The organism is Shewanella xiamenensis (genome assembly GCF_024971755.1).
In the GTDB taxonomy this organism is placed as follows: Bacteria; Pseudomonadota; Gammaproteobacteria; order Enterobacterales; family Shewanellaceae; genus Shewanella; species Shewanella xiamenensis.
This window is the reverse complement of the sequence record NZ_CP079718.1, coordinates 4,218,740-4,241,977: the sequence shown is the minus strand read 5'-3', so window position 1 is coordinate 4,241,977 and position 23,238 is coordinate 4,218,740. Positions and strand designations below refer to the sequence as shown.

The following is a 23,238-nucleotide window of genomic DNA, read 5'->3' as shown; positions in this document are numbered from 1 at the left end:
GCTAGAACCTAGAACCTAGAACCTAGAACCTAGAACCTAGAACCTAGAACCTAGAACCTAGAACCTAGAACCTATTTGGTTCAGCGGTGCTGACATACTCAAGGGAATCAACAGATCAAGATGGGGGAATTAACTCCCAAGAGTATGCCAACTATCGTTCTTTCGCCTGAAATCCCGATGCCAATAAGATTAACTTCAATGGCTTAAATCAAACTTAATCTATTGCTCAAAAAGGCTTTATTTCATTAGCCTTTAGTCAAACGTTAACACTATCTCAGTTCGCCTGCGGACTATTAAGCTGTTGGCGTTTTTCCATCAAATCTTTAATCAGCGGTGTAAGGATCAGCTCCATTGCGAGGGACATTTTGCCACCCGGCACCACCAAGGTGTTAACCCGTGACATAAAGGAGCCTTGGATCATGCTCAAATAATAGGGGAAGTCGACGTTGTTGATGCCGCGAAAACGGATCACTACAAAGCTTTCATCTAGGCTTGGAATATCTTTGGCGCTAAAGGGGTTAGAGGTATCTACCGTCGGCACCCGTTGGAAGTTGATATGGGTGCGCGAAAATTGCGGCGTCATATGCTTAATATAATCGTCCATACTGCGGACAATCGAGCCCATGACTTTTTCGCGGCTATGGCCACGCTCCGAAGTATCGCGAATGATCTTTTGGATCCACTCTAAGTTGACGATAGGCACCATGCCGATCAGCAAATCCACATGCTGGGCCACATTGGCATCACCCGTGACCACACCGCCATGTAAGCCTTCGTAATACAACATATCGGTGTTTTCAGGCAGTGGCCGCCATTGGGTGAAGGTGCCGGGCATTTGGTTAAATGGCACGGCTTCGTCAAAGGTGTGTAAGTAGCTGCGGGTTTCACCTTGGCCAGTGGCGCCATAATCGCGAAAGCATTGTTCTAGGCGGGCAAAGTTATTGGCCTCGGGGCCAAAATAGCTCAGGTTACGATTCTCGGCTTGGGATTTACGGATCATCACTTCCATCTCTGCGCGGGTATAGTGATGAAAACTATCCCCTTCTACAAAGGCGGCATTGATTCCAAGTTGGCGAAAAATATGACTAAAGGCGGTGGTTGTGGTGGTGGTTCCTGCCCCAGATGAGCCTGTAACTGCAATAATTGGATGTTTTGCTGACATGTTTTCTACCTAGGCACCATAAAGAGCCGCTCAGTGGGAGCGATAAACCGTATAAGCTATTTATACGGCACAGGGATACTAATGGTCAATCTTGCCGTTTGGCCACTTGGTCAGCGTGACGAATGGCAAAGGACTCATCCTCTTCACTGTATTCTAAGACAAGTTTACCTTGTTTAAGTGCTTGTTGGCATTGCACTATTGCGCCTGATAGTTCTTGCTCATCTAGGCTAGTAAAACTTCCATCTTCCACTTGCCCTAACAAATATTCGCGGATCAAATTGACTAAGGTCTCTTTGGGGAGTTGGAGTAAGGCATCGTAGGGGATAAGCATTCGGGTTCCTTAAGGTGCCGATGAAGCATCATTGGCGAGTAAAAAGTCTAAAATGCGCCGCTCTAAATAATAGCGTGGCTTCCATGGCGTGCCGCCTTCGATAAAACCAACATGGCCGCCATGGGCATGTAACTCATATTCCACATGTTCGGAAAGCTGGCTGGGATGCGGGATGACCTCATCCGTCATAAAGGGATCGTCCTTGGCATGCATAATTAGCGTAGGCTTAGTGATTCGGCTAACAAAGGGTAAGCCGCTGGCGCGGGTATAGTAATCTTCTACACCTAAAAATCCATGGAGCGGGGCGGTGACTTTATCGTCAAAGTCATAAAAAGTATTGAGATTAGCAACTTGGATTGGGGTCAAGGTCATAGTGCCAGCAAGCTCTGGATCATTAAGCTTTTGATTGACCTTATATTGTAACTGCTTGATTAAATGGCTTTGATACACCTTTGAAAAACCATTCTCTAAGCGTTTTGCACAGGCCGATAATTGCAGCGGCGCCGACACGACTACAGCGCGACTCAACAGGCTGTGCTCTTGATATTCGCCTTGATATTTGGTCAATACATTGCCGCCTAAGCTGTAACCTACTGCCAATAAAGGTGATTGCGGATAGGTTTGTTGCAGCTGGCTTAGGCTAAACTGCAAATCGTCGGTGTCGCCACTGTGGTAACTGCGGGCGAGACGATTGGCTTCACCTGAGCAGCTTCTATGATGGTGAACCACGGCGGCTAACTCTTGTTCTTTACAGGCTTGCAGAATGCGTCTGGCATAATGGGACTGGGCACTACCCTCTAATCCATGAATGATAACCACAATGGGTTTACCGATTTCTGGCCTAGCTTGCCAATCTAAATCGATAAAATCGCCATCGGGAAGCTCGAGTCGCTGTCGCTTAAGCACAGGTTTGGCCACTTTAGTGAATACGGGCAAAATGGTTTGTACATGGGGACTTTTGGCCCACCAAGGCGGTGTAAAAGCGTTTGGCATGGGATCTTATCTTGGCATCAACTATTGCTGAAAATTAAAACGTGTGTTTAATTTAGGTTCGCGGTCATTGTAGCACAGTAATTTAACACTAAGCGTCTTGGGGAGACATTGATGAATAGACGAACCTTTTTACTGGGCGCGTTTGCTGGTACGGCGGCGATAGCCCTAGGGGTGAATCTTTATTCTCCCGAATTTAGTCTATCCGATGAAGGCGAGGGGAAAGACTACCGCTTACTATTCAGTGTGCTGTTGCCTGTGATGCTTGATGGGGCTTTGCCTGATGTGGCAACCCATAAGGTGGCGGCGCAAAATCGCACCTTAGATGCCATTAATCAATCGATCGCTGTGTTGCCAGATGAACAGCAGTCCGAGTTATTTGAACTACTCGATATGCTCGAGAATCGCCTTGGATTATTGCTACTTACCTCAAGCATGACGCCACTGTTAATGCGCTCTCCCGCCGAGTTGACCCAAATGCTCGAGACTTGGCGCCACAGCTACTTTGCGTTATTGCAAACGGCTTATTTAGGCCTGCGAGAATTAGTGATGGCCAGTTATTACGCTTGTCCTGAGCATTGGAGCCGACTCCACTACGCCAAGCCTGAGTTGTTCAAATAGGTCGAATTTCTAATAATAACAATAATGTGAAGATGGAGTGTTCCAAGTGGCAATCATAGATCCCATAGTGACAGGCTTAAATTCCGGTTGGTTACATACCGATGCCAGTCAGCTGCAAGAAAACCAACAATTTGAAGCCGATGTGGTGATTGTGGGCACGGGCGCAGGCGGCGGCGTAGCGGCAGAGATCCTCACCCAAGCTGGGCTCAGTGTGATCATGATTGAAGCGGGGCCGCTTAAATCCTCCAGCGATTTTAATATGGAGGAGCGGGTTGCTTACCCGAATTTGTATCAACAGGCGGCGGCGATGAAAACCGCCGATAAAGCGATTGGTATTTTCCAAGGTCGCGCCGTGGGGGGCTCGACGACCATCAATTGGACCACCTCCATTCGTACACCAAAGGAAGCCTTAGCCTTTTGGGCACAGCATAAATCGGTAGCCGGACTCGATCCTGAAACCCTCGCGCCTTGGTTCGAGCAGATGGAGCAGCGGCTCAATATCCACGAATGGAATTATGAACCTAACCGCAATAACGGTGCACTCAAGCAAGGCTGTATCAATCTAGGTTGGGATTATACCGTCATTAAACGCAATGTGGCGGGCTGCTGGAATACTGGCTATTGCGGGATGGGCTGCCCAGTCAATGCCAAACAGTCGATGCTAGTCACGACAATTCCGAGTGCATTAGAGAAAGGCGCACAGCTGATTAGCCGTGCCAAAGTCGTTAAGATTGAACATCATAATGGCCAAGTCTTTGCCCTCAAGGCACAGGCGCTCGACGTTAATTTAAGGCCGACTGCGGTTGAGCTGCTGTTTAAAGCCAAACACTATATTTTGAGCGCTGGCGCTATCCACACGCCGACCTTAATGATGCGCTCTGAGGTGCCCGATCCCTACCAGTTATTGGGCAAACGAACCTTTTTACATCCCACTGTGCTTTCTGGCGGCGTATTTGCCGATGCGATTAATGCCCACAGCGGCGCACCTCAATCTATCTATTCCGATGAGTTTGTTTGGAAAAATGGCGCAGATGGCGAGTTAGGTTACAAGCTCGAAGTGCCGCCAGTGCATCCGATTTTGATCGCCTCTAAGACCATAGGTTATGGATTAAGCCATGCTGAGTTGATGGCGCAGTTTAATCAGTTGCAGGTGACTATCGCCTTGGTTCGCGACGGTTATCATCCCGATAGTCAAGGCGGGCAAGTGCATTTAACCCCAACAGGCTTTACGTTAGATTATCCATTAACCGACGCTTTTTGGCGGGCAGCGCGGCGAGCCTACGCCAGCATGGCCGAATTGCAATTTTCGGCAGGTGCATTAAAAGTGCTGCCTATCAGCGATGGTATGCCCTATTTGTCGTCATGGAAGGAAGCGAAAGAGAGCATAGCCCAAATGGACTTAGCGCCGCTAAAGACGGTAGTGGCCTCGGCCCATGTGATGGGTGGCTGTCCATTCGGCGAAGATGAAAAGCTCTCTATGGTCAATAGCTATGGGCAGTCACATTATTTGGATAATCTGTCGGTGATGGACGGTTCTATCTTCCCGACTAGCTTAGGTGCAAACCCACAGTTGTCGATTTATGGTATTACCGCGCGCAATGCCACCGCGCTGGCGCAAAAGCTCACCGATGGCAAAGGCTGATATTTCCTCGGCCGCATAAGTCAGTCGCTAACACTTATGCGGTCTAAGCCTAATGAGTCGTCTGCTAGCGTTACATGGCGCTAATGGGCAAATGGCCTGTTTTTACTAAGATAATGGTTTCCTCTGCGACAAAAGGAAAGTGGCCGCTCATATGTGGGCTGCGTATCCATGTGTGGCGCGGATATTCGCCAAGTTCATCTTGAAACTTGCCCGATAACACTAAGATTTCTTCGCCACCAAAATGCCGATGGGGTTGAAATTTTTCTCCCTTAGGCCATTTCACTAATGCGGTATGTTGGTGCTCGAACTCGTGTAACGGCATCACTTGTAAGCCACCAATACCCGGTAACCATAGTGTCTGCTGAGTATTCATTCTGATCAGTTCGAGATCCCGCGGATCGAATTGGTTAAGTTTTACGAAAATCACGCAACCTGTTTGGCTAAAAGGAGCATGTTGGCTCCCGGGGGGATGGCGAAGATAACTGCCCGCGGGATAATCACCGTTTTCATCGGAAAATACCCCTTCGAGCACAAGGATTTCTTCGCCCTGCGGATGCTGGTGGGTCGTAAACTGCGAGCCCGCGTCATATTTCACTATGCTGGTGGTGTGCCCTGATTCCTTAGCCTCCCGCTCCAGTGGTTTACGCCACACCCCTTGAGCAGGGCTTGGCAACCAAGGTTGCTGCTCAGTATCAATAACGATACGTTCACTAAAGTTCATATTAAGCATAGTGTTAGACCCGATTTAACCTTTTCTAATGATTAGTTATGTGTCGCTCGCAGTGCATTAACTCGCGAATTTAGTTGCGTCCTGCCATCACGCCGCCATCAACATCCCAAATTGCACCTGTTACCCAGCTGGTGTCATTGGATAACAAAAAGCACACGCTATTTGCCACATCGGCAGGAGTGCCGACTCGTCCTATTGGATGAAAAGCATCAAAGCTTGCAAGCACTTGGTCTAGCTCTTCCTTTGGAATAAAAGCGTTATAGATTGGTGTATTGACCACCGCAGGTGAAACCGCATTGACGCGAATATGCTTGTCCGCCAGTTCCATCGCTAAGTGTTGGGTTAATGCGTGTAACCCGGCTTTGGCCATCGAATACGCCGACGAAGGCGTGGCTTTAACCGCTTGTTTTGCCCACATCGACCCTATGTTCACTATACTACCACCGCCCGCATCGATCATCTTGTGGGTCACGGCTTGGGTAATCCTGAACAGCGCTTTATTTAACCCCATATACAGTTCGTAATCGGCTTCAGTGTGGTCAATAAAGGATTTGGGATTGAAATACCCCGCCGCATTGACGAGATAGCCGACCTTATGCTCGAGTTGGTTGATGTGTGTAATGAGTCGATTAAGATCCGCCGCTTGGTAAAGGTTGGCTTGAAATCCCTCGACCTGTAACTCGGGGGTTGTATTTTCCTGTTTGAGCGCAGCGACGGCATCAGTGAGTTTTTCTTGTTGATTACCCACGATAAGCACTGATACGCCTTGCTTGACCAGTTGTTTAGCGGTTTCAAAACCGATGCCGCTGCTACCGCCAATAATAATGGCCAGATTTGAGGTATTAAATTGCATTTGCTACTCCTATGTATTATCAAGGTGGTAATCTTATGAACTCAATAACTATCTGAACAGTAAGTACAAATTGGTTAGGCAGGTACTTTTTGGTACATCTTTATGAATAACAATGAAAAAATTATTTCTCGCAAATCGCCGCCTGAGCGCTCAGCCCGAATGGTCGAGACGATTTATGGTTGCAAATGGTCATTAACGGTTTATCAGTTGTTGGCCAATGGGATCCAAAGGCCTGGAGAAATGGTGCGCTCAGTCGAGGGACTCTCCACTAAGGTATTGAATCAATGTTTAAAAAAGAACATTGAATTTGGCATTTTAGATAAGGTCATTTATAACGAATTACCACCGCGGGTCGAATATCAAGTGACGGAGTTTGGCCAAAAATTTCTGCATATTTTGGATGAGCTGGAAAAATTGCAGCAAGAAATTGATGCGTAATGAGCTGTCTTGACTGGCCAGTTACACAAGATAATCAAGGTAACTTAATGTATTAGGTTTTTGCTCTGTTTGATGAGGGTTAATGGATATGTCTAAGATCTTGCAACAGGGTGGCTGTTTATGCGGAGCGATTCGTTATCGGATTGAGGGCAAGCCCTTCGATGCGGATTATTGTCACTGCTGCATGTGCCAAAAGAGTATTGGGGCAGCCTTTGGTGCTTGGATGGATTTTAAGGTGTCGCAGGTGACATGGCTTAAGGGCAACGTCACTGAGTTTGCCTCATCAGATTTTGTAAGACGCGGATTTTGCGCCCAATGTGGCTGCTCACTGACCTTTAGGCACACTGAGTATCCCGACTATCTCACCCTAACGATCGCCAGCTTAGATGATCCAAATTCAGTGCAGCCTAATTACCATATTTATACTGAGCAGCAGCTGAGCTGGCTTAACATTGAGGATAACTGCCAGCGTTATCCTCAAGCTCGCACTAAGTAAACCTGAGCTCGGGATAAGTAGAGCCGCTGAATAGGCATCTTTTCGGGCCTCTCTGCGTTGCTCTGTCTAACCATAGCTCGCTATGGCATACGACAGAGCGCCTTGATATGCGCAAAAATCTGCGCATTCAGTCAGAAAAAAGATTCTTCTTTTCAAAAAAATCATTTATAGCATTGATTTTGATTGTTAAATTTAGATTTTTCCGACACTCGTTATCCCGAGTTCAGGTTAAGTAAGCTGTGCGTGAGGCCAGTTAAGGTGCGATAAGATCTAGCGCAATAACATCCGCAGCGGATAAACCAAATAGCGCGAGGTAACTCACGAGATTGGTTTGTTGACCGCTAGGCGATAAATCATTGACGGCATGTAAAATGGTGCGCTGCGCCTTGCGTTCCATCATCAACTCAACATCGAGCATTTGCTGATATTCTGCTGCATTCAGGCTGGCTTTGGCGAGACGACGGAGACGGCGATAGGGTGTGAGAAACTTTTCATCCCATTCCCATACTGCATTGACGAGTTGTTGCCATTGCTCGGTTGAATATTCCCGAGGTCCCGCCACATCACTGGTGAGATCTAAATACTGCGCTAGCAGTAATAGATTCACATTCACCTGACAATTATCCTGAAGCTCAAGGCAAAGCACTTTATTTTGCCCATAGCTCATATCACACCAATGCCAAATTTGGCTGTCTAGCGGGGTTACATTCGACATACGGCTTCCTTGTCAATTAGGCGCCAGCAGACCGGTTATTGGCCCATTAACTCAAGTTCTATTGCATCAATTTCTTCTTGTAGCTCAAGCCATTGCATTTCACTTTCTTCTAGCGTCTGTGTCAAGCTGGTGCGTTCATTCAGTACCGAGGTGAGCTTGGCTTTATTGTCTTGATCATATAATTCGCCATCGGCGAGCAGGTGTTCTAACTCGGCAAGGCGCTCACTGAGTTTTTGTTGATCAATTTCTAACTTGGCTTGTTTCCGTTTAAGGGGCGACACTTTTTGGCGTAGCTCAGCCTCTAAGCGCTTTTGCTGCTTCTTATCGACAGCGGGTTTGGTGTCATCGCTGTTGGCCGTTTGGTTGGCACTGGCGGCTTTTGCGGCGTCGAGCAACCATTGGTGGTAATCGTCAAGATCGCCATCAAAGGCTTGTACTTCACCTTGGTCAACCAAATAGTAGTCGCTACAGGTTAAGCGCAATAAATGGCGGTCGTGCGATACAATCACCATTGCACCTTCAAAGGTTTGCAATGCCATAGTGAGCGCATGGCGCATCTCTAAATCTAAATGGTTGGTTGGTTCGTCAAGCAGCAACAGATTGGGCCGTTGCCATACCAATAATGCCAACACTAAACGGGCTTTTTCGCCACCCGAGAAGGGGCGCACTGGCGAGAGTGCCATATCGCCATTAAAGCCAAAACCACCGAGGAAGTTACGCAATTCCTGCTCGCGGGCATTGGGCGCAAGGCGCACTAAATGTTGCAGCGGCGTATCGTCTAAGCGTAAAAATTCGATTTGATGCTGGGCAAAGTAACCGATATTGAGGCCAGGATTGGGCTCATACAATCCGGTCATCGGTGATAACTGGCCCGATAACAGCTTGATTAGGGTTGATTTACCCGCACCGTTACGGCCGAGCAACCCAATGCGCGCTCCAGGCACTAAGTTTAAATGCACTTTGCTGAGGATTTGCTTATCGCCATAGCCAACAGCCACTTGCTCCATCTTAATCAGCGGATTGGGCAGGGCTTCAGGCGGGCGAAACTCCATATAAAACGGGCTATCTGCTTGAGATGGTAACAGCTCAGTCATCCGCTCCAGCGCCTTTAAGCGGCTCTGCGCTTGCTTGGCTTTACTGGCCTTGTAGCGGAAGCGGTCAACAAAAGACTGCATATGCGCCTGTTCTTTTTGTTGGCGCTCAAAGGCGACCTGTTGCTGTGCCATACGTTCAGCGCGGATGCGTTCAAAGGCACTGTAGTTGCCTTTGTAGAAGTTGAGTTTTTGATTTTCGACATGGACGATTTCATCAACGATTTCATCGATAAAATCCCTATCGTGGCTGATTAAAATCAGCGTGCCTTGATAGGACTTAATCCAACCTTCGAGCCAGTACATGGTATCTAAGTCTAAGTGGTTGGTCGGTTCGTCGAGCAGCAGTAAGTCCGAGCGGCATAGCAGTGCTTGGGCTAAGTTGAGGCGCATCCGCCAACCGCCCGAAAAGCTTTTCACTGGGTTATTTTGCTCGGCTTCGCTAAAGCCTAAACCTGCAAGCAGGGCTCCGGCGCGGGCGCGAATAGCATAACCGCCAATGGCATCGATTTTACCGTGCAAGGTCGCAATGGCATGGCCATCATTATGTTCCTGTGCAATGTGCAGTTCAGCCTCAAGCTGGCGATATTCTTTATCGCCATCAAGCACATATTCAAGTGCAGACATATCGAGCGCAGGGGTTTCCTGGGCGACGCTGGCAATCTGCCAACCCGAAGGCATACTAAACTCGCCTTTATCTAAGCTCAGGTGACCCATAATTAATGCCAGCAGTGAGGATTTACCCGTGCCGTTGGCGCCCACTAGGCCGACCTTATGGCCGGGATAGATGGTCAGAGAGGCTTCGTCGAGCAGGGTTTTGCTACCACGGATTAATTGTGCTTGGTTGATGCTGATCATTAACTACAACTTGGTCATATCATGAATGAGTAAGGGTTGTGATGATAACGTACAAGCTCATGGCAAACCACAACTTAGGCCGAGTTGCTGCGTATTTCTTCGACTTTTTATGGCCTAGTGCGATAGCGATCTACCGCGTGGTCAGGGAGTATGGCTGCACAAGTTTATTCAAGGACTGGCAATAGCTGGGCAGTATGGCAAAATAGCGCCACATTTTCGCCTTAACGCCGATGATTCGCTTATCGCTGGGCGCGTAGCCATTTATAGGTTTGTATCATGACCACTAAAATAAAAAAACGCTTTGTTGCTGGCGCAAAATGCCCTAAGTGCGGCGCGAAAGACAGCATTTTGCTGTTTAAAGAAAACGGTATCGAAACCGTAGAATGTACTGACTGTGATTATCGTGAGCAGCAAACCGATATCAAAGTGACCGAAAAAGCCACGGGCGCCGTCATTGGGGTGTTTAAACCCGACTAGGCTCATCTTTATGAAGCGCCAAACACGTGCTGGCAAAGTATGTAAGAGATTTTATTCACCGCTGCCAATGGCCCTTGCATCGTTGTGGGGCTGATATAACTGTATTCTGTCGTCCTATTTTAGGGGCGTACACCCTTATCGATTTCAGCATTACTGGAGACAAAACTCATGACAAACGTGAATGTGGATGTCACGCCGTTAAAGACTAAGCCATCACAAGATGGTTTTTATATGCCCGCCGAATGGGCGGCGCAGCAAGCTGTGTGGATGATTTGGCCCTATCGTCCTGATAACTGGCGCGCTGCGGGTGCGTATGCTCAGGCGACTTTCGCTAAGGTGGCCGATGCGATTGGCGCGGCAACGCCAGTGTATATGGGTGTCCCTAAAGCCTTTTTAGCCGAAGCCAAAACGGTAATGCCATCCCATGTTACCTTGGTTGAAATGGACAGTAACGATTGCTGGGCTCGCGATACAGGGCCAACTGTGGTCGTTAATGCCGAGGGCGAATGCCGCGGTGTTGACTGGGGTTTTAATGCTTGGGGCGGCCATAACGGTGGTTTGTACTTTCCATGGGATAAGGACGAGCAAGTCGCGCAGCAAATGCTTGCACAGCATGGTTTTGCCCGTTATCGCGCGCCGCTGATCCTCGAAGGTGGCTCCATCCATGTCGATGGTGAAGGCACCTGTATGACGAGTGCCGAATGTTTACTCAACGCCAACCGTAACCCTGAGCTGACAAAAGAACAGATTGAAGACTTACTGCGTGACTATTTGAATGTTAAGCAGTTTATCTGGTTACAAGATGGCGTTTATATGGATGAGACCGATGGTCATATCGATAATATGTGCTGTTTTGCCCGTCCTGGTGAGGTTATTCTGCACTGGACTGATGATGAATCGGATCCACAATATCCACGTTCAAAAGCCGCGCTCGAAGTGCTGCAAAATACCGTGGATGCCAAAGGCCGTAAGTTAAAAATCCATCTGTTGCCACAACCAGGGCCGCTGTATTGCAGCGAAGAAGAATCAAAAGGTGTAACTGAAGGCACTGGTGTGCCACGTACGGCAGGTGAGCGTTTAGCGGGTTCTTACGTGAACTTTTTAATCACCAATCATCGCATCGTATTCCCACTGCTTGACCCAGCAACCGATGATATCGCAGCCCAAAAACTGCAAGAAATTTTCCCTGAGCATGAGATTGTGGGGGTGCCCGCCCGTGAGATTTTATTAGGTGGCGGCAATATCCATTGTATTACTCAGCAAATCCCTGCTGGAAAGTAACCCAAGGAGAACAGCATGACGATTGATGTCACTGTTAATACACCACAATTGGCTTTCTACGGGAGGGCGTAAGATGTTTGAAGTCACTGAAGTTTCTATTGCCGAGCTGCGTGCTGCGCTCGAATCTGGCCGTACCACCGCAGTGGAGTTGGTGAAATCGTATCTCGCGCGGGTTGAAGCGTATGACGGCCCCGCGACAAAAACTAAGCTCAATGCGTTAGTGGTGCACAACCCCGAGGCGCTGAAAGAAGCTGAAGCCTCAGATGCGCGCCGCGCTCGAGGTGAAACCTTAAGCCAGCTCGATGGTATTCCTTACACCGCTAAGGACAGCTATTTGGTGAAGGGACTGACGGCGGCGTCTGGCAGCCCAGCATTTAAAGATTTAGTGGCTCAGTACGATGCCTTTGCCGTCGAGCGCCTACGTGCCGCGGGTGCCATTTGCCTAGGCAAAACCAATATGCCTCCCATGGCTAATGGCGGTATGCAGCGTGGTCACTATGGCCGCGCTGAAAGCCCATACAATGCTGATTATCTTACTGCACCCTTTGCTTCGGGGTCTTCCAATGGGGCGGGCACGGGCACGGCGGCAAGTTATTCTGCTTTCGGTCTTGCCGAAGAAACTTGGTCGAGCGGTCGTGGCCCTGCGTCCAATAATGGTTTATGCGCCTATACGCCGTCTCGCGGCGTGATTTCCGTGCGTGGTAACTGGCCGCTAACCCCGACCATGGATGTGGTTGTGCCCTATACCCGCACAATGGCGGATATGCTCGAAGTGCTCGATGTGATTGTGGCCGATGACCCAATCACCCGTGGCGATCTCTGGCGTCTACAACCTTGGGTTAAAATCCCTAAAGCATCGACAGTTCGCCCAGAATCCTATCTAGCGCTGGCGGCTAGCGCCGATACGCTTAAGGGTAAGCGTTTTGGTGTGCCGCGCATGTACATCAATAAAGATGAATTGGCTGGCACCAGCGAAAATCCGGGTATTGGCGGCCCAACGGGTCAACGGATCCATACCCGCCAATCGGTGATCGATCTGTGGGAAGCCGCGCGTAAAGTCTTGGAAGCCGCTGGCGCCGAAGTGATTGAAGTCGATTTTCCGTTGGTTTCAAATTGTGAAGGCGACCGCCCCGGCGCGCCGACCGTGTTTAACCGTGGCATAGTCACGCCGCAATTCCTCCATGATGAATTATGGGAACTCTCAGGTTGGGCGTTCGATGAATTCCTGCGTGCTAACAATGATCCTAAACTCAACAAGCTTGAAGATGTGGTGGGGCATTTGATATTCCCCCATGATCTTGGCACCTTGCCAAATCGTGAAGGTGACTTAGCGGCAGGCATGGAAGAGTATGTCAACATGGCTAAGCGTGGCCTTAAATCCTTCGATCAGATCGACAGTATTCCCGATGGTCTGCGTGGTTTAGAAAAGACCCGTAAGCTGGATCTTGAAGATTGGATGGACTGGCTAAAGCTTGATGCCGTGCTGTTCCCAACGGTGGCCGATGTGGGCCCCGCCGATGCCCATGTGAATCCGGCCTCAGCCGATATTGCGTGGAGTAACGGGGTTTGGGTGGCAAATGGTAACTTAGCGATTCGCCACTTAGGCGTACCGACTGTGACTGTGCCTATGGGGGTGATGGCCGATATTGGCATGCCAGTGGGTTTGACCTTCGCGGGCCGCGCCTATGACGACAATAACCTGCTTAAATTTGCCGGTGCATTTGAGTCAACAGGTAACAGGCGCATTATTCCGCCGCGCACACCAAAACTGAGTCAATAAGCGTTAAACTGACAAATATAGACTTAGCTTAATCTTAGGGATTTATCTTGCTAGAGATTTAGCCCCTTATAACGGCAAAGTGTAGAGTCATAAAAACGGGATGGGCCTTAATATGCCAATCCCGTTTTTTATGCTAACAAAAGCCTGATACAAGATTTCGCCATTTGCTGCTGTTTGCTACTGTGTGAGAGTAATACAGCCTTATACCAAGCAATTAAGAATCACGCTAAATGGCAGCAATCTCATCAATACGCAGCCTTTTATAAAATGTTTTTGCCCCAAAACGAGTTAAAAATTTGCCGATGGAGCAGTAACGAACTTTCTGACCTAAAAAATTTCATTGTTACACACCATGTTATGTGATTCTCTATCCCCTATCAAAAAGTTGGATAAGCATACTGTCGTATTCAAAACATCAGGATCTAGAACGATTTTGATCCTTTACTCGTGCGCGTTTTCACTGGTCTTGGCAGTTGGAAAGACAGTAAAAAAATGGATGAGCGTTAGTTAAGACGCTCAGGAAAGGATGGCTCAAATTGCAAGCCATCCTTGAGGGTTACGAACTCGCTCGGTCTCTTAAACAGGTCTTGTGATCAAGAGACTGCCTACTGAAGTAGGTGGTTTAGGGCTGGAAACAAAAAAGGGGCTAAGCCCCTTTTGATGTCAATATCATCTAAAACTGATAACGCAGATTGAGTTGATAGCTCAATAGGTCATTCGGTTCAATATCAATGTATTGATAACCTAAACCCATAGACCAAGCATCACTAAATTGGTAACTGAAACGCACTCCCGCATACCAATCTGTGCCGTCTAAATCGGTCGTTATCGTGGTATTGCCCATGGTACTACTAATATCCGCTTGCCAATGGAACAAGCCTACAGGCACTTCAAAGCGCCAACCTTGATGCTGCAGCAAGGTAAATCTCAAGCCCAACATAACCCCATCGGCAAGCACTGGGGTGACAGTTTTCACCAACTCATGGTATTGCGCTGGCGTTAACGTCGCGCCCTTAATCCTCGCTGTTCCTTCACCAAAATCGGCATAGCCCAGTTCCAACGCCACAATCGGCGTCCATTGATAACCTAGACTCACCCCAAATGCGGTATCCGAGTCATCGACGTTGAGGAGTTGTCCCTCTCCGACTTGGGTATTCAACTCAGGCAGTGTTTTATCGGCCTGCGCTTGGCCGATAAAACCCTCAACATACCAGTCGGTTGCCTGTGCCTGTTGCGTCACACTGAGCAATAACAGGCAGCCTAAGGCCAATCGCTGTAATTCTCGGCGACGCAATATCGCGCATGCCAAGATAAATGCCAACGCCCATAAGGTCATACTGCCTCCTCCTGACTTATTATCGATAATGACCTCTTGATAGGCTTTCACTGTGATAAGCACCTGCCCCGTCGCTTCACCACCTTGGCCATCGCTAATCCTATAGGTCACGGTATCCACACCATCGAATCCTGTTTTAGGGATATAGCGCAGTTTATTGGCTTCGATAGCCACAGTGCCCTGTTGAGCCGTCGCACTTAACAAGGTTAACGTATTACCATCCACATCGGTGTCATTACTCAGCACATCGATAAGCAAGCTGGTACGGTCATCGGTAGCGGCGCTGTCATCGACAGTCACAGGTGCAGTGTTACCATTCACCACGATCGTCAGCTCACTACTTGCCGTACCGCCTTTGCCATCAGTAATGCTATACACCAACACATCGGTGCCGATAAAGTCTGCCGCCGGTGTGTAGCTGAGCTGCTGATTGGCCAGCACGGTGACTGTGCCAAACTCACTAATCACTTGCGTGACGCTCAAACTATCGCCATCGCTATCCGTATCGTTGGCGAGCACATTGACATCGATACTTTGGTTCCAAGCAATTGCTGCCGAGTCGGGATTGGCGACAGGCAAGTGGTTACCATTGAGCATCACCGCGACGCCACTTGGGTCGACGATAGTACGGTTAGCCACACCATCATCATCGTTAGGGCCACCGTCTTCGATAGTCAACTGCACACACCAATGGCCTTCGGTTAATCCCGGCGTCCAACGGCTATCCCCGGGTGGCGGGCAGAAACCACGTTCACCCTCAGTACTGGCAACAGTGTTGTTTGCATCAATCACAAAGTCTCGCCAGCCCGCTTGCGCATTAAACTTGCGGTAGACGGCATTCGCTGGAACGGGCGAGCGTTGTGGCAATACCAAGCTATAGCTTTGGCCCTGTTGTGGCAGACCCGTCGCGATAAAGTCGAAAATACCACCCACATTGGCAGCTAAAGCATCTTCAGCCACGGCTTCAGGCTGTAGTTGCACACCGCTCTGTCCACGGCTTAGGGCAATATTTCCCAAACGTAAACAGACGCCCGCTTGCCCTTCGGCCAAGAAGTACACTGGCTGCAATTCACCTTCAGGCATCACATTACAGTCATTGTTCGCATCCAAATAATCTGGGATGCCATCACTATCGCTATCGCTATAGCCTTCTTGAACATCAGGGATTAAATCGCCATCCGTATCGGCACTCGTCAATGCGGCTAAACTTGGACGCACTACGATGTACACTGTTTCGGTACTCGACAGCATAGGCGAACCATCATCGGTCGCTGTTAAGCTCACGGGATAAATCCCCGGCGTTACCGCGGCTGGAGAGAACATCATCCCCGTCGCATCCGCTTGCAAGCTTAACGCGCCGCTAGCCCACGTCAGCGTCAATGTATCTTGCTCATTGGCATCGGAGGCGGTGGCACGAATATGCACATCGCCGCCATTTTGCGCGACAATGACTTGTTGCTGGCCAGCTTGAGTCACCGCCAAACTAACCTGTGGTGCAATATTGGCTTCGGTAATCACCACTTGGGTCTGCTGCTTACTACCAAGATTCAGGCTTGGGTCAAGGCTGATTAGTACCTCTTCATTCCCTTCACTCACACCATCGTTCAAGGTAGTAAAGTGGATTTCTGCCATTTGTCCTGAGGCTATCTCCACTACGCCATCAACCAAATCATGGTCGCTGCTGTCTGCCGTTCCTGACACTGTGTAAGGAATACTCAGCGGATAGCTTGGTGCCTCTCCGTTGAGGTGAACACTCACGGTCACTTGATTCCCTTCTGCAATAACTTGATCTTTGCTCAGCGAAATCAATGGATTGACTTTGACCTTCTGCGCTTTAATCGCCTTATTGCCCTCGCTGTCTATAGCCTGCCAATAGGCTAAGTAGTTGCCAGGAGCGAAGAATAAGCTCTTATTCACCAGCGACACGGGTAATGGATGGCCATTACGGTCAACCGCCTTGGCAAAACCGAGTTTCACCCGCGTAAACAGGCCTGTCGCATTCACTTCCACATCATCAGGGAGGGTGATCACGGGTTGACTCGCTGAATCAGCGCCTTCAATCAGCAGATTCACTTTGGCGGTTGCTCGGCCTTTGTTGCCATCGCTAATGGTATAACGTAGTGCAACTGGCCCCACATAAGCCTCGGGCGCGGTAAAGCTGAGTCCATCAGCAGTGATTTGTACACTGCCAATATCCGCAGCAGCACCATCAATGCTTAAGGTGTCACCATCAACATCCACATCGTTTGCCAACACAGCTAACGAATAGGTGTCATTTGCAGTACTGGTTAAGGTATAGCTGTCATCGATAGCTTGAGGATCGTCGTTCACTGGCGTAACCGTCACGGTGACTGTGGCAGGCTCTGAGCTCAGCTCTGCATCTTTAGCGATAAAGCCAATAGAGTCAGTACCATTAAAATCCTTCTCAGGCGTGTAGAGCCAGACACTACCGTGCTGCTCTAAGGTACCAGAGGCAGGTTGGGCACTGATCTCATAGGTCAGAGGATCATTGTCGGCATCCTCACCCGCAAGCGTGATCATCACCGAACTGTCTTCCTCTAGCGTCACTGTCTGATTGGTAGCGACAGGTGCATCATTAACGTTTGCCACCACAATGCTGAAGCTTTGCTCTGCGGTTAAGCCATCCACATCGGTGGCGCGTAGTACCACGGCATGACTGCCGACATTGGTGTTAGTTGGGGTGCCACTTAACACGCCTGTGGCTGCATTAAAGCTCAGCCAGCTTGGCAGAGTGACTGCGCTTAAGGTGAGACTGTCGCCCACATCGCTGTCGGTCGCCACCAAGGTGTAGCTATAGGCCGCATCTTGGGTGGCGCTGGTTAACGCCATTGAACTGATGGTCGGTGCATCGTTGACGTTTGCCACCACAATGCTAAAGCTCTGCTCTGCGGTTAAGCCATCGACATCCGTAGCGCGAAGCACCACGGCATGGCTGCCGACATTGGTGTTAGTTGGGGTGCCACTTAACACGCCACTGGCTGCATTAAAGCTCAGCCAGCTTGGCAGTGTAACCGCGCTTAAGGTGACACTGTCGCCCACATCGCTGTCGGTCGCCACCAAGGTGTAGCTATAGGCTGCATCTTGGGTAGCACTGGTTAACGCCGTCGAACTAATGGTCGGTGCATCGTTGACGTTCGCCACCACAATGCTGAAGCTTTGCTCTGCGGTTAAGCCATCCACATCGGTGGCGCGTAGCACCACAGCATGACTGCCGACATTGGCATTAGTTGGGGTACCACTCAGCACGCCCGTGGCTGCATTAAAGCTCAGCCAGCTTGGCAGTGTGACTGCGCTTAAGGTGAGACTGTCGCCCACATCGCTGTCCGTTGCTACCAAGGTGTAGCTATAGGCCGCATCTTGAGTGGCACTGGTTAACGCCGTTGAACTAATGGTCGGTGCATCATTAACGTTTGCCACCACAATGCTGAAGCTCTGGTCAATCGTCAGACCATCCACATCCGTAGCGCGAAGCACCACGGCATGACTGCCCACGTTAGCATTAGTTGGGGTACCACTCAGCACGCCCGTGGCTGCATTAAAGCTCAGCCAGCTTGGCAGTGTCACGGTACTTAAGGTGAGACTGTCGCCCACATCGCTGTCCGTTGCTATCAAGGTGTAGCTATAGGCCGCATTTTGGGTAGCACTGGTTAACGCCGTTGAACTAATGGTCGGTGCATCGTTGATGTTTGCCACTGCAATCGTAAAGCTCTGGTCTGCGGTTAAGCCATCCACATCCGTAGCGCGTAGCACCACGGCATGACTGCCGACATTAGCATTAGTTGGGGTACCGCTTAACACGCCACTGGCTACATTAAAGCTCAGCCAACTCGGCAGAGTGACTGCGCTTAAGGTGACACTGTCGCCCACATCGCTGTCGGTCGCCACCAAGGTGTAGCTATAGGCTGCATCTTGGTTGGCACTGGTTAACGCCGTTGAACTGATGGTCGGTGCATCGTTGACGTTTGCCACCACAATGCTGAAGCTTTGCTCTGCGGTTAAACCATCCACATCGGTGGCGCGTAGTACCACGGCATGACTGCCTACGTTAGCATTAGCTGGGGTACCACTCAGTACGCCCGTGGCTGCATTAAAGCTCAGCCAGCTTGGCAGTGTCACGGCGCTTAAGGTGAGACTGTCGCCCACGTCGCTATCCGTCGCTACCAAGGTGTAGCTATAGGCCGCATCTTGGGTGGCACTGGTTAACGCCGTCGAACTGATAACGGGAGCACCATTAGGCTTCACTGTATTACTCGCCGTGGAGGCGCTACTGGTTCCGGCTGAGTTTATAGCTGCAACCGTAAATGAATAGGAAGTCCCATTGGTTAATCCCATTATCGTGATGGGTGAAGAAGTGCCCGATGCCGTAATACCGCCTGGAGTCGATACTAAGGAATAGCCCGTAATGGCATCACCACCAGTGAATGCCGGAGCACTAAAACTCACCGTTGCTTGAGCATTCCCCGCAGTGGCAGTGCCGATTGTTGGCGCGCCGGGTACAACGGCATTGACACTGAATGAACGACTCACTTGGGTCGCCGCCAAATAACTCGCATTGCCCACCTGGTCTGCGTTGATGGTACAAGTGCCTACAGTGACAAAGCTCAATAAGCCCCCACTGGTGATGGTACAGACACTCGGAGTGGATGAGGTAAAGGTTGGCGCCAAACCTGAATCGGACGTTGCAGTCAAAGTCGGTGAAGTACCAAAGTTTTGCGATCCCGGATTAGTGAAAGTAATGGATTGGCTTGCTGCGGGCGTCACGCTATTTGATGCAGCTGATGCAGCGCCTGTGCCAGCAGAGTTATTTGCCGTTACCGTAAAGGTATAGGCCTGTCCATTAGTCAAGCCTGTCACTAAAATCGGCGAACTGGCACCATCAACTGGGGCAACATCAGGCGGGCTGACGCTCACGGTATATCCTGTTAGGGAGGTTCCACCCGTGTTAACCGGGGCAATAAAGGATACGTTTGCTTGCATGTCACTGGCCGTTGCTGTGCCAATTGTTGGCGCACTCGGTACAACAGCATTTACTGTAAATGTTCGGCTGACCGTGGCGGCGGCCAGATAGGACGAATTACCAGCCTGCTCAGCGTTGATGGTACAAGTACCTGCAGTGACAAAAGTCAGGGTTGAACCGCTAACCGTACATACCCCTGTGGTAGATGAGCTAAAGCTGACGGCTAAGCCTGATGTTGAGTTGGCAGACAAGTTGGGCGACGTTCCAAAATTCTGCGCCCCAGGGTTAGCAAAAGTAATAGTCTGAGGCGATGCGGGTGTGACTGAATTGGATGCTGCAGACGCAGCACCAGTACCTGCGGAGTTAGTCGCTGTGACAGTAAAAGTGTAGGCCACTCCGTTAGTCAACCCTGTCACTGTAATCGGCGAACCAGATCCAGTACCCGTTGCACCACCGGGGCTAGCGGTGACAGTGTAGCCTCCGGCAAGGATCGGTGCACCACCAGTGCTAACGGGGGCTGTAAAGCTAACCGATGCTTGAGTATCCCCGGCCGTTGCGGAGCCAATCGTTGGAGCACTGGGGACAACAGCATTAACGGTAAAGCTTTGGCTTACCGTCGTTGCAGCATTGGTGGCCGCATTCCCGACCTGGTCGGCATCGATAGTACATGAGCCAGAGTTAACAAAGGTCAACGCACCTCCAGAGGTGATGGTACAGATCCCCGTCGTTGAAGATGAGAAGCTGACCGTCAAGCCCGAGCTAGAGGTCGCACTTAGGGTCGGACTGGTACCAAAGTTCTGTGCACCGGGATTATTGAAAGTAATTGTTTGATTAGCTTTGGGCACCACTGAATTGGAAGCACCAGAAACAATGCTTGTTCCAATGGCATTAGTTGCCGTCACTGTAAAAGTATAAGCCGTGCCATTCGTAAGGCCCGTTACCGTTATCGGAGACGTTGTAAATCCATTACCACCTGCGGTAATACCGCCGGGATTGGAAGTCACGGTATAACCAGTAATTGCCGAGCCACCGTTATTGACTGGTGCAGTAAAGGCGACTGTGGCCTGTCCAACGCCTGCCGTTGCAGTGCCTATCGCTGGTGCATCCGGTGCCGTTGGAATGGCTACCGTATGGCTCGTGCCACTGGTATAAGCTGCTGGGCCAGCATTGCCTGCCGCATCAGAAATATTGGTGGAGCCGTTCAGGTTGAGCTTTATCGTACCATTGCCAGTAATACCACTCACCGTCACTGTCACACTGGAGCCCGAACTAGCAGATACACTTGCAATCGTGCCTGTTGCACCACCCGTAGTTCCCAAAGCGAAATCGTCAGTGGAAATATTACTGACAGACTCACTGAAATTCACGCTGAAATCCACGTTGGGATCCGTTGAAACCGCGCCGCCAACAGGGGCAGTACTGGTTACAAAGGGCACGACGCCATCCACCACCAACGCTTTGTTAGCGCCTAATGAATTAGCCGCTCCGGGTGAAGCCAGTGTAAGGGTCGCATTATTCGTAGCCGCATCGCGAATACTGCCGCCGTTCAACGCCAGCGAATTGGTTGATACATAGTCCAAATCGCTGCTATTGTCGCCCGCCTGAACAGTGTAGCTGAAGGTCAAGCTGCTGGAGCCACTACCACTCGCATAATTAATGGTGCGATCCGTTGTGCCAGTTTCCAGAGTCAGTTGTGGCGTACCAGTGACATTCACCACTTCGCTGAAATTGACCTGGACATCAATAACATCACCAACTTTGTAGGTACCGTTAGCGGTGCTTGCAGTCACCGATGAAACCGTGGGTGCCACACCATCAATGATAATATTTTTGTTGGCGCCCAGTGAATTTGCACTACCAGGACTTGGTAGGGTCAAAACTGCATTATTCGATGCGCCATCCCTGATGCCCGCAAGATTGACCGTCAGGGCATTGCTTGACAGGTAATCCAAATCAAATGTGTTGTCGCCTGCCTGAACCGTATAGTTAAAGGTCAGTGTGCTGCTGCCGCTGCCACTCGAATAACTGACAACCCGATCAGTCGCGCCGGTTTCCAGTGTCAACTGCGGGGTCGCAGTCACATTGACTGGCTCACTGAAACTAACTTGGATACTAATCACATCGCCCGCTTTGTAGGTGCCATTCGCTGTACTGGAGTTGACCGAAGTCACAGTAGGTGGAGTGACATCCTGAGTGGCATCAAAACTTTGCAGGTTCAGATAACCAATGTGAGAATTAGGCTGATTCACAAATACCAAGCGGAACCTGGTGAGGTTGACTCCCGCAAATGCTGACATGCTGGCGCCGGAGAAGGTAAAGGTATTCACTGCCGTTGTATCGCTGGTGATTGGCGTGGATTCTACTGTGCCGCCACCCCAAACGTAACCCACCACTTTGACGCTGGTAAATACATTTGTACCGCCAAAGGATTCGGCCGCAACCACGCTGGAAAGCTGGAAATTGCCATTGTTTCTGCGAACCTCAAAGGCATTGGTACCAGAAAGCGTTTGATTGTTAGTAGCACTGCCATTCGGGCTCAGAAATGCATCTGTCTTGTTGCCATAGTAATTGGAAATATGCACGGTGGTGCCACCAGTACTATTGTTCCCCATAAAGCCACAGACAATATAACTGTCTTTAGTGAGGGACTGGTAATTGTAGGTGAAGGAAGGTGAATCATCAGGACAGTGTTGGTTGACACCGTAATTCATTGTGAAGTTAGAGAGGGTGTAAGTCGCCAGTACCGCCGAAAAATCTTTTAAGGCTTTTTCAGAGAACGCCAATTCTGTGTCGATAGTGCCGCGCTGGATCTCCAAATTCCAATCAGCGCCCTGCGCCAGATTACCGGTTAAATCATCGGATGCAGCGACATCCAGATGCGTGTTGTGCTGGATAATATCCAGTAATTCTTCACCTTCTTCATTCGCTGCCAAATCACAACCGTACAACAGCAAGTCACCGCCGTCGCGCACAGCGCCATTTAATGCCGCGAAGATTTCCGATTCACTCTTGAGGTTATCGACATTAATATGAGAATTGCCAAGTAAAAACTCACCCGCTTGTGCATGGGAGACAATGTGAACTGCTGCAAGATTTTGATATTTAGAGAGAATATCTTCTAACTGACGAATGCCAGATTGGCTAGAATCGATTTCAACAATATCAATCCCAGGTTTAAGATCTCGGTAAAAAATTTGTTTATCCGGTACAGCTGAATCTATTATTACCAACTCTCTAATAGGGTAAGCACTAACTATATTCAATTCGCTAGCATTTTCTGGAGCTAATCCGCGTAATACCTTTGAAGATGCAACTGTGCTTACTGGAAGCAAGTTTCCTTGAGTCGTAGCCGAAAGATACGAGCGTGAATAACCAGAAGAAAGGTGAATAGGCGCGCCATATAATCCAAAGGGCAATAACAGAGAAGACAACCCAGTAACAATTTTGTTTGCCATATTA

Annotated in this window: 15 protein-coding genes and 1 pseudogene; 7 read left to right on the top strand and 9 right to left on the bottom strand. The window is 49.6% G+C overall.

From position 1 onward, the window contains the following. Positions 1-274: 274 nt before the first annotated feature. The 3 genes from KXJ80_RS19730 to KXJ80_RS19720 all read right to left on the bottom strand — a co-directional run bounded on the left by KXJ80_RS19730 (position 275) and on the right by KXJ80_RS19720 (position 2,486). Positions 275-1,162: a phosphoribulokinase gene (locus KXJ80_RS19730; protein ID WP_011071167.1), complete on the bottom strand. Its 888-nt coding sequence runs from the start codon at positions 1,160-1,162 to the stop codon at positions 275-277. A gap of 85 nt (positions 1,163-1,247) precedes the next feature. Continuing rightward, entirely contained in the window at positions 1,248-1,493 is a 246-nt protein-coding gene (locus KXJ80_RS19725; protein ID WP_037429042.1) for a YheU family protein, read from the bottom strand. A gap of 9 nt (positions 1,494-1,502) precedes the next feature. Further along, entirely contained in the window at positions 1,503-2,486 is a 984-nt protein-coding gene (locus KXJ80_RS19720; protein WP_037414562.1) for a hydrolase, read from the bottom strand. Between the two features lie 111 nt (positions 2,487-2,597). Between KXJ80_RS19720 and KXJ80_RS19715 the strand changes: the two genes are divergently transcribed. Further along, complete coding sequence (locus tag KXJ80_RS19715; RefSeq protein ID WP_218737408.1) at positions 2,598-3,104, top strand: TAT leader-containing periplasmic protein; 507 nt, start codon at positions 2,598-2,600, stop codon at positions 3,102-3,104. 46 nt (positions 3,105-3,150) lie between these two features. Further along, positions 3,151-4,746 (top strand): GMC family oxidoreductase, encoded by a 1,596-nt coding sequence (locus KXJ80_RS19710; RefSeq protein ID WP_218737407.1) that lies wholly within the window; start codon positions 3,151-3,153, stop codon positions 4,744-4,746. Positions 4,747-4,816: 70 nt separating this feature from the next. On the opposite strand, the gene KXJ80_RS19705 is transcribed toward KXJ80_RS19710, so the two are convergent. Beyond that, positions 4,817-5,476 (bottom strand): cupin domain-containing protein, encoded by a 660-nt coding sequence (locus KXJ80_RS19705; protein WP_218737406.1) that lies wholly within the window; start codon positions 5,474-5,476, stop codon positions 4,817-4,819. A gap of 70 nt (positions 5,477-5,546) precedes the next feature. Then, entirely contained in the window at positions 5,547-6,329 is a 783-nt protein-coding gene (locus tag KXJ80_RS19700; protein ID WP_218737405.1) for an SDR family NAD(P)-dependent oxidoreductase, read from the bottom strand. A gap of 102 nt (positions 6,330-6,431) precedes the next feature. Here KXJ80_RS19700 and KXJ80_RS19695 point away from each other — a divergent pair, with 102 nt between their 5' ends. Both KXJ80_RS19695 and KXJ80_RS19690 read left to right on the top strand, forming a co-directional pair. Beyond that, positions 6,432-6,767 (top strand): winged helix-turn-helix transcriptional regulator, encoded by a 336-nt coding sequence (locus KXJ80_RS19695; protein WP_037414574.1) that lies wholly within the window; start codon positions 6,432-6,434, stop codon positions 6,765-6,767. Positions 6,768-6,855: 88 nt separating this feature from the next. Continuing rightward, the gene (locus KXJ80_RS19690; RefSeq protein WP_218737404.1) at positions 6,856-7,263 is read left to right on the top strand and encodes a GFA family protein; all 408 of its coding nucleotides are present in this window, start codon (positions 6,856-6,858) and stop codon (positions 7,261-7,263) included. Positions 7,264-7,516: 253 nt separating this feature from the next. Here the strand turns inward: KXJ80_RS19690 and KXJ80_RS19685 are convergent, their stop codons facing one another. Both KXJ80_RS19685 and KXJ80_RS19680 read right to left on the bottom strand, forming a co-directional pair. Further along, the gene (locus tag KXJ80_RS19685; protein ID WP_169548336.1) at positions 7,517-7,978 is read right to left on the bottom strand and encodes a DUF2390 domain-containing protein; all 462 of its coding nucleotides are present in this window, start codon (positions 7,976-7,978) and stop codon (positions 7,517-7,519) included. Between the two features lie 35 nt (positions 7,979-8,013). Beyond that, on the bottom strand, positions 8,014-9,927 hold the full coding sequence (locus KXJ80_RS19680; RefSeq protein WP_259474500.1) for an ABC transporter ATP-binding protein: 1,914 nt from the start codon (positions 9,925-9,927) through the stop codon (positions 8,014-8,016). Positions 9,928-10,203: 276 nt separating this feature from the next. Here KXJ80_RS19680 and KXJ80_RS19675 point away from each other — a divergent pair, with 276 nt between their 5' ends. The 3 genes from KXJ80_RS19675 (at position 10,204) to KXJ80_RS19665 (ending at position 13,465) form a co-directional block, all read left to right on the top strand. After that, complete coding sequence (locus KXJ80_RS19675) at positions 10,204-10,404, top strand: YheV family putative zinc ribbon protein (protein WP_011071175.1); 201 nt, start codon at positions 10,204-10,206, stop codon at positions 10,402-10,404. 168 nt (positions 10,405-10,572) lie between these two features. Continuing rightward, positions 10,573-11,685, top strand: coding sequence for an agmatine deiminase (gene aguA / locus KXJ80_RS19670; protein ID WP_218737402.1), 1,113 nt, complete (start codon positions 10,573-10,575; stop codon positions 11,683-11,685). A 73-nt stretch (positions 11,686-11,758) separates the two neighbouring features. Continuing rightward, positions 11,759-13,465 (top strand): amidase, encoded by a 1,707-nt coding sequence (locus KXJ80_RS19665; RefSeq protein WP_218737401.1) that lies wholly within the window; start codon positions 11,759-11,761, stop codon positions 13,463-13,465. A 673-nt stretch (positions 13,466-14,138) separates the two neighbouring features. Here the strand turns inward: KXJ80_RS19665 and KXJ80_RS19660 are convergent. Together KXJ80_RS19660 and KXJ80_RS22510 are read right to left on the bottom strand one after the other, a co-directional pair. After that, positions 14,139-22,076: a putative Ig domain-containing protein gene (locus KXJ80_RS19660; protein WP_445772417.1), complete on the bottom strand. Its 7,938-nt coding sequence runs from the start codon at positions 22,074-22,076 to the stop codon at positions 14,139-14,141. 453 nt (positions 22,077-22,529) lie between these two features. Beyond that, a pseudogene (locus KXJ80_RS22510) lies at positions 22,530-23,234 on the bottom strand (DUF4347 domain-containing protein); the annotation flags it as partial. Positions 23,235-23,238: the final 4 nt, after the last annotated feature.